Genomic DNA, 7,696 nt, shown 5'->3' with positions numbered 1-7,696 from the left:
AAATTATTACCTCCGATAATTTATACTTATCGGAAGTAAAATGGATATTGTCGGATAATAACTGGTATTATCCCCCAGTAATCATGGGCTTAGAGGCTATTTTATGAAAAATCGGCTAAACCCACCCTAAAGGAATCTTTGGAGGAATACTAACCAACATGTGTATGTGGTCATGCATTAACTGACTTTCTATTATTTCTACGCCTTTGTAACTACATAGCTGCCTCAATATTCTTCCTTATATTGATTATAAAAACTATCTTGGATATACATTGACAATCCCTCAATTTTTGATATACAATGAATATCAAGAAAGGACGTGATATTATGGATATAGTATTAAATAAATGGGGAAACAGTTTAGGGCTTAGAATCCCCCGTGAATTAACGGAAACATTTAATTTTCAACCTGGTAGTCGTGTTAATATCACTGCACAAGATTCTCAAATCATCATAAAACCTGTTAGTTCTATAGAATCTCTCTTTGAATCACGTTATGGTAAAGCCATGAACTCAATCAGTCGTGAAGAAATAGGAACTTATGATGAAATATCTTGGGGTAATGATACTGGAGGCGAAATTATCGAATGAAACAGGGAGATATTATTTTGGTAAATTTTAATCCTGTCTCCGGACACGAACAAGGAAATTTCCGACCAGCTTTAATTATTGATCGGGATGATGTTCCTCTTCCTAGTAACCTCCATATTGTTATACCAATAACAACAAAGACTAAAAATTATCCTCTTGAGTTACCTTTACCAGAAATCTTGAAAACGAAAGGATTTGCTCTTCCTTTTCAGATCAGAGTGTTGGATGTAATTAGCAGAAAGGCCAGTGTAGTTGAACATGCTCCACAGGATTTTGTTGAACAATGCTGCAACATTACTTCACAGCTTATAAAAGCATAATATTTGAAAATTGCCTATGCAGCTTCACTCCCGTACCAATGTATACGTATTCCTGCCACCCTGGTCAACACCATTGAAATATGTTGTTTTATTCATTCCATAATGAACAGCATAGGTTATTCCGCCGCCCCCATCATGCGTTCCAATCACCTGTATATCACCAGTTGTGGGAATGGTAAAGGAAACGGGCTTATTTCTTATCATGAAAGGTTCTCCTAAAGGGGTGCCATTAGCTATAATTTGCACGTAATCCCCATCCTCGGCGGCGTAGTCCCATACCAATAGGCTTGTTTCCGGCCGTTCATCAGAGTGCGTGATGGTAATATCTCCACCAACATAATTTCCATCTTTATCCAATAATTTGGTTCCTGGGGCCAATGTGGTAGAGATATGACTTTCCAAAGCCTCTTGGGCAGCTGGACTGTAATCCACCTTTGCTGTAGTAGATAAATTGAAAGCATAAAATAAGCCTGCTAATAAAAGTGCTAATAATACCCAGCCTCCTTTTTTTACCCTCTTGGCAAATGGGTTCTCATCACTTTCTTCCTTATCTTCTTTCTTGCCTACATTATCAAAATTATTCCTTGATCCATTATGCTGTCCAGTTTCTGTTGGTGCTTTATTATTCTGATTAGGAGTACCATTATTAAATAAATCACCCTGAATTGCTGGTTTATATACTGATTTATTTTTTGCGTCGTTCATATTAGCTCACCTTCTGTAAATATGCTTTCTTGCTGTCTTTCTGCTAAACCATAGGTTTTTTATGCAAGTATAAGCACATAATATAGCGACAAACAATCACCTGAATAATCATTAAAAGAACTGTAATCTCATGGCGCGGGCTGCTGATAACAGAAAATCCCTGTTCCAGAATAAACTCAGCCAATGCCACTATAAAAAGGTTCATCATCAGAATCATGGTAAATGGATACAGCCATGGAAATATCTGAAAAATATCTCTAAGGCCAGGTACGAGACATGTAATCCCAATAAAAAAACACATGGAACCAAATGCCTTAAATCCAATTGTAGTCCCCACAAAACCGCTGTTAATCATCGCCGGAATATCGTGAAAAGTAAGCATCAGTATTACAATTCCTACAAAAAACAACATAAAAACTAAATTCAGTAACCAGGAATATACTATAAATTTTATCAGTGCATTTCCCATATCACTATACCTCCTGAATATCATCTTTCGTAATAGTGATTAAGTCCTCCCTGGATAATTTGGCTTCACTGCTAAGCCGTAGGGCCTGATTGTTTAATGAACGTTCAAAAATATTACGCACATAGCGGCCGTTGCCAAAATGCTTATCCTGCTTTGCGGCAATAAGATGGTCACGCAACAGCTTTTTCCCTTCATCATTCAATGTATATCCACTTGCGGTATACATTCCGTCGGCAATTTCCATAAGCTCATCAACAGTATAATCCGGGAATTCAATAATATTGGGGAACCGTGAATGCAGCCCGACATTTTTCGTCAGAAAATGCTTCATATCATCACGGTAGCCAGCTAAAATCACCACTAAATTATCCCGGTTATCATCCATCATTTTTACCAGAGTATCAATGGCTTCCTGTCCAAAATCGTTTTGTCCCCCCTGGGCCAATGAATATGCCTCGTCAATAAATAATACACCGCCTAAGGCACTTTCGATTACCTCCCGTGTTTTGATGGCGGTCTGTCCCACATAGCCAGCCACTATTCCGGAGCGGTCCGTCTCCACCAGATTATTGGATTTTATTACATTCAAATTGTACAAAACATTTGCCACAGTTCTTGCCATCATGGTTTTGCCGGTACCTGGGTTGCCGGTAAAAATCATATGCATGGTTTGAATATTATCCACCTTAAGCCCCAGCCTCTTCCGCTCACCCTGCAACCTGAGACGGGCATTTAGGCTGCGAATGTATTTTTTTACAGACTCCAAACCTATGACCGTGTTAAATTCCTGTTCCAAATCAAATGCCGGCATATTGGCAAAGCCAAAGTCCTCCGGTATCAGAAGCTCCAAATTATCATTGGGATTTTTTATAATACGCTGTGATTGATTTAATATAGCTCGTTCAATTATATTCCGTACTAACCGGCCGTTACCGCTATCCTTTTTCCCTTTTATCTGGGAACTTTCAAACTCATGGCGTAATCCCTCCTCGCATGAGGCCGCCAGACTGTAGCCCTTGGATTTTACGGTAATTTTGGCGATTTCATACATTTCATCTACAGTGTAATCATCAAAATGTACTATATTAGGAAATCTGGAGCTTAAGCCGGAGTTAGATTTGAGGAAATCCTTCATTTCCTCCTCGTAGCCAGCCAGGATAACCACCAGATTATCCCGATTATCCTCCATAGCCTTTACCAGAGTATCAATTGACTCCAAGCCAAAGGTATCCCCCTGGTCACGGCACAAGGCATACGCCTCGTCAATGAACAACACGCCGCCCAGTGCGCTTTTTATTACCTCCGAGGTTTTTATGGCCGTATGACCTACATATTGGCCAACCAAATCTGATCGGGTCACAAAGATGGCCGGAGGAAAGTAGGCCAATGGATTTCAGATATTTGGCCACTATTCTGGCGATGGTGGTTTTTCCCGTGCCCGGATTACCGGTAAATTTGTATAATCAAAAAAATTAAGGATAGTACCGTCATTCAAGGTAACAATATATCCATCATTGTAGGTTATTTTACCTTCAGAAGTATTTGTAATCTTTTTTTGCAATACCATTTCGGTCAAAGGTTCATATAGCTGCTCATCAATGTATTCAGATAATGCTTTTACTCCACTATTTACTTTGTACTGTGTAATAATTTTATTAATTAATGTATTGTCAAATAAAATTTAAATGTTTAAATTTTTATTACATTTAAACATAAAATCAATTAATATTTTTGTTGCCAAACTTACTTTTTGCTCCTGTGAGAATGGCTCCAGAACAATAGTATCACTGATTTCTTTAATAAATTTGTTGCCCAATGAAGAGATTACCTGACTCTCATCAATGGTTGATGTAAAAATGAAGAATTTGCCATTGGCGGAAATCTGTGAAATAAGGCCCTTATCCAATACTCCGAATGCCTCCATCAGAGTACCATTAAGAAACATATATCGTTTAGAAAGTTTATAACCTCCTTCTGTTATAAGCTGATATAATATATCCAGCTGTGAAGGTGAGGCTTTTTCTATATTCTCAAAAGCCACTGATTCGCCCTTGGAATTTAACGCTTTGTATAAATCAGACATAAAAAGGTTGTTTGTAGAGTCCGCATTATAATCAGAAAAATTCATTTTAGCAATGCTTGCATTTTTAAATATTCCCTTCTTTTTTAAAGCATTACTAATACACTGCACGCCATAAATTTTCCCCCTGCTTTCCGGCCCAATAATAAGTATTACATTACGAGGCTTATTTTTATCAAAACCGCGAATATAAGGCCGTTCAAAAGCCTTGCACATAGCTGCTATATTCTTTTGGGAGCCTATCCAATTTGTTTCTTAAAGATAATTTCAAATCGGCAAATTTATTATTTATTGGCGATACAGCTTTATTTTTTGTTTTAACCACGTTACTTTCCTTGGGATATTTCGGAGGAAGCACCGGCATCGGTATATTATAATTTGGGTCATTTGCCGGTGCAGGCATAGCCGTACCATTGTAATTGCCGGTGGAAAATGTTGGCTGGTTGTGCATTAAGGTCTTTTCATTATAAATAAATCCATGTTTCCGTATACAATCTATTATCTGATATTCTGGAAACCAGAATTTTAATATTTTTTCGATTCTCTCATTCATAATATGCACCTTAAAATGAAATAGTTTGCAGAAAATTTATCCTCTGTCATTTATTATAGCACAAGCCAAAAAAGCTGTGGCAGGATATATGATAATATCCCGTCACAGCTCTTTTAGATTCGGTGGATTGACTGCAATATTTGGCTGCCTCAGCCCCGTCGGCCACATAGACCTATATATTCCATACAGGAAAATAAGGAGCTAATATTAACGGCTGCCTCAGCCCAGTCGGCAGACCTATATATTCGGTGGATTGACTGGAATATTTGGTCCTTGCCCACTTCGATCCAAAGGCAGATTACAGCTCCGATGAATAAGCTTCATTGCACCCAATAGCTTACCAATAATTCGTTATTTAAAATCAACGAATTCATTTATCCTGGCCCCGCCTTTGGTCATGGGTTCCACAAAGCTTCTATGGAGATTTACCACGATTACATGGGGCTTATCCGCTTCGCTGAGGCACTTGTTAAAGGCCACGGCAAAATCGTCCGGTGTGGATACGCTGTAGGCGTCAATGCCGAAGCTTTTGGCATAGGCCGCATAATCCATGTTGTAGTCAAATTCGCAGGCGATATACCGTTTATCATAGAATACGGTCTGGAGCTGGCGAATCATGCCCAGGCTGGTATTGTTTACGATGATGGAAATAATTGGCAGATTTAGTCTGGCAATGGTGTAATATTCATTACCCGTCATCTTTATGCCGCCATCGCCGGCCACATGAATTACCCGACGCCTGCTGCCCTGGCTGACATAGGCCACCTGGGCACCCATGGCTGCCGGCAGGCCATAGCCCATGGTGCCAAGACCGCCGGAGGTAAACCAGGTCCGGGGCTCCTCCACCCGCAAATGCAATGCACACCACATCTGATGCTGTCCCACATCCGTGGCAAAGGCAAATTCCTTCCCGGCGGTGGCCTTGGCAATATGATGCAATGCCCACGGCAGGGTCAGGCGGTTTACATCATAGTCATAGGCAAATTCCGTATTCCAGGACCGGATTTCCTCCCACCATTTATCCAGCTTTTTCGTCGGTTCACGGCGCATAAGCATGGCCAATATAGTCCGCATATCACCGGCCAGGCCAATGGAGCTGGGAATATTTTTATCTATTTCTGCCGGGTCAATATCTATATGAATAAATTTGGTATTGGCCGTGTATTTATCCACGTTGCCCGTCAGCCGATCGGCGAACCGGCTGCCCAGGGATATGACTAAATCAGCCTTATACACGGCACTGTTGGCGGCCTTTTTACCATGCATTCCGGTAAAGCCCAGCACATTAGGATGGGACATGGGTACCCCGCCAATACCCATTAGGGTAAAGACGATTGGCAGGTTAAAATGCTCGGAAAAGGCAATAACCTCCTTGGTAGTACCCGCCGAAATAACCCCGCCGCCCACGATGATTACCGGTCTTTCTGCATCGCAGATGACCTGGGCCGCCTCTGCCGCACAAATTTTAAAATCTGCATCCGGCTCCCCTAATTTTTTCGGTACCTCCTCCACCTTGGGAAAGGGTGCCTCATTTAGCAGAATGTCCTTGGGGATATCCACCAATACAGGGCCTGGGCGGCCGCTTTTGGCTATTTTAAAGGCTTCTCTTAGGGTTTCGGCCAGCAGCTTGGGATTTTTTACCTTAAAATTATGCTTGGTAATAGGCATAGTGACGCCCATGATATCCGTTTCCTGAAAGGAATCCGTGCCCAACAGGCTGGTATCCACCTGGCCCGTTATGGCCACTATGGGAATGGAATCCATAAAGGCAGTGGCAATACCCGTTACCAGATTAGTAGCCCCGGGACCGGAGGTGGCAATACATACCCCCACCTTGCCTGTGGCCCGGGCGTAGCCGTCTGCTGCATGGGCCGCATTCTGCTCATGGGTTACCAATATCTGATTTATATTTTTCTCATCATATAGGGCATCATACAGAGGAAGAATCATCCCTCCCGGATAACCAAACAGGGTATCAATCTCCTGTTCCTTTAATATTTCAACAACTATCTGAGCACCCTTCATGTGAGCATTCCTCCATTAGAGATTAGAGGCAGTCGATTACTGCCTGAGTCATTGCGGCTGTATCCGCCTTTTTAAAGCCCTCGTGCCAAAGATCAGCGGTACGCCAGCCGGCGGCCAGTGCCTTGTCGCAGGCCTCTTCAATGGCCCTTGCTGCTGCTTCCTCCTTCAGGGAATATCTGAGGAGCATGGCGGCAGACAGAATTGTGCCCACCGGGTTGGCAATTCCCTGACCGGCAATATCCGGTGCGGAACCGTGGATTGGCTCGTAAAGGGAGGTGAGCTCACCGATGGAGGCTGATGGCATCATACCGATGGAGCCGCCTAACACAGCCGCCTCGTCACTTAAAATATCGCCAAATAAATTGCCGGTTAAAATTACATCAAACTGGGTCGGCCGTACTGCCAGCTGCATGGCTGTATTATCCACATAGAGATTGTTGAGCTCCACATCAGGATAATCCTTGGCCACCTGGGCCACCGTCCGACGCCAAAGTCGGGAGGTGGCCAACACATTGGCCTTGTCCACAGAGGTTACCTTGCCCCGGCGCAGTTTGGCGGTTTCAAAGGCCAGTCTGGCAATGCGCTGTACCTCGGGAACGGAATAGTTTTCCAAATCCCAGGCCCGTTCAGCTCCATTGTGAAGCTCCGACTCGCACTTATCACCGAAGTAAATGCCCCCCACCAGCTCCCGGACTATGACGATATCACAGCCCTTGATGCGGTCCGGCTTTAAAGGGGAATACTCCACCAGAGCATCAGCCACCTTTACGGGACGAAGGTTGGCATAGAGTCCCAGTCCCTTTCTAAGTCCTAAAATGGCCTTTTCCGGACGGAGGCCAGGCTCCACATTATCCCATTTATCGCCGCCTACAGCCCCAAACAGAACCCCGTCCGCATTTTTGCAGGCCTCCAGGGTATCATCGGGCAGGGGTACCCCAAATTTATCGTAGGCC

General features: G+C 42.9%; 9 protein-coding genes and 1 pseudogene. 2 read left to right on the top strand and 8 right to left on the bottom strand.

From position 1 onward, the window contains the following. Window positions 1–133 precede the first annotated feature (133 nt). Window positions 134–238: pseudogene (locus Q0Y54_RS10425) on the bottom strand (transposase); the annotation flags it as partial. An 89-nt stretch (window positions 239–327) separates the two neighbouring features. On the opposite strand from Q0Y54_RS10425, the gene Q0Y54_RS10420 reads away from it, so the two are divergent. Continuing rightward, window positions 328–591: an AbrB/MazE/SpoVT family DNA-binding domain-containing protein gene (locus Q0Y54_RS10420; RefSeq protein ID WP_297967411.1), complete on the top strand. Its 264-nt coding sequence runs from the start codon at window positions 328–330 to the stop codon at window positions 589–591. Continuing rightward, window positions 588–911 carry a type II toxin-antitoxin system PemK/MazF family toxin gene (locus Q0Y54_RS10415; RefSeq protein ID WP_297967407.1) on the top strand — a complete coding sequence of 108 codons (324 nt, stop codon included), beginning with the start codon at window positions 588–590 and terminating at the stop codon, window positions 909–911. Before Q0Y54_RS10420 ends, Q0Y54_RS10415 begins: the two co-directional genes overlap by 4 nt. Window positions 912–935: 24 nt before the next feature. On the opposite strand, the gene Q0Y54_RS10410 is transcribed toward Q0Y54_RS10415, so the two are convergent. From Q0Y54_RS10410 to leuB, 7 genes are all read right to left on the bottom strand, one after another. Beyond that, window positions 936–1,616: a hypothetical protein gene (locus Q0Y54_RS10410; protein ID WP_297967404.1), complete on the bottom strand. Its 681-nt coding sequence runs from the start codon at window positions 1,614–1,616 to the stop codon at window positions 936–938. Window positions 1,617–1,659: 43 nt separating this feature from the next. Next, complete coding sequence (locus Q0Y54_RS10405) at window positions 1,660–2,085, bottom strand: hypothetical protein (RefSeq protein WP_297967401.1); 426 nt, start codon at window positions 2,083–2,085, stop codon at window positions 1,660–1,662. A gap of 4 nt (window positions 2,086–2,089) precedes the next feature. Then, window positions 2,090–3,472, bottom strand: a complete 1,383-nt coding sequence (locus tag Q0Y54_RS10400; protein ID WP_297967398.1) for an AAA family ATPase — start codon at window positions 3,470–3,472, stop codon at window positions 2,090–2,092. A 294-nt stretch (window positions 3,473–3,766) separates the two neighbouring features. Beyond that, on the bottom strand, window positions 3,767–4,381 hold the full coding sequence (locus Q0Y54_RS10395; protein ID WP_297967395.1) for a hypothetical protein: 615 nt from the start codon (window positions 4,379–4,381) through the stop codon (window positions 3,767–3,769). Then, window positions 4,365–4,718, bottom strand: a complete 354-nt coding sequence (locus tag Q0Y54_RS10390) for a hypothetical protein (protein WP_297967392.1) — start codon at window positions 4,716–4,718, stop codon at window positions 4,365–4,367. Before Q0Y54_RS10390 ends, Q0Y54_RS10395 begins: the two co-directional genes overlap by 17 nt. 351 nt (window positions 4,719–5,069) lie before the next feature. After that, window positions 5,070–6,743, bottom strand: coding sequence for a biosynthetic-type acetolactate synthase large subunit (gene ilvB / locus Q0Y54_RS10385; protein ID WP_297967389.1), 1,674 nt, complete (start codon window positions 6,741–6,743; stop codon window positions 5,070–5,072). 22 nt (window positions 6,744–6,765) lie between these two features. Next, window positions 6,766–7,696, bottom strand: a 931-nt coding sequence (leuB, locus tag Q0Y54_RS10380; protein ID WP_297967386.1) for a 3-isopropylmalate dehydrogenase, incomplete at its 5' end; no start/stop codon positions are given.

This window comes from uncultured Anaerovibrio sp., from assembly GCF_947302755.1.
In the GTDB taxonomy this organism is placed as follows: Bacteria; Bacillota; Negativicutes; order Selenomonadales; family Selenomonadaceae; genus Anaerovibrio.
Note: the sequence above shows the minus strand (reverse complement) of the source record. Positions and strands in the feature narration are given on the sequence as shown.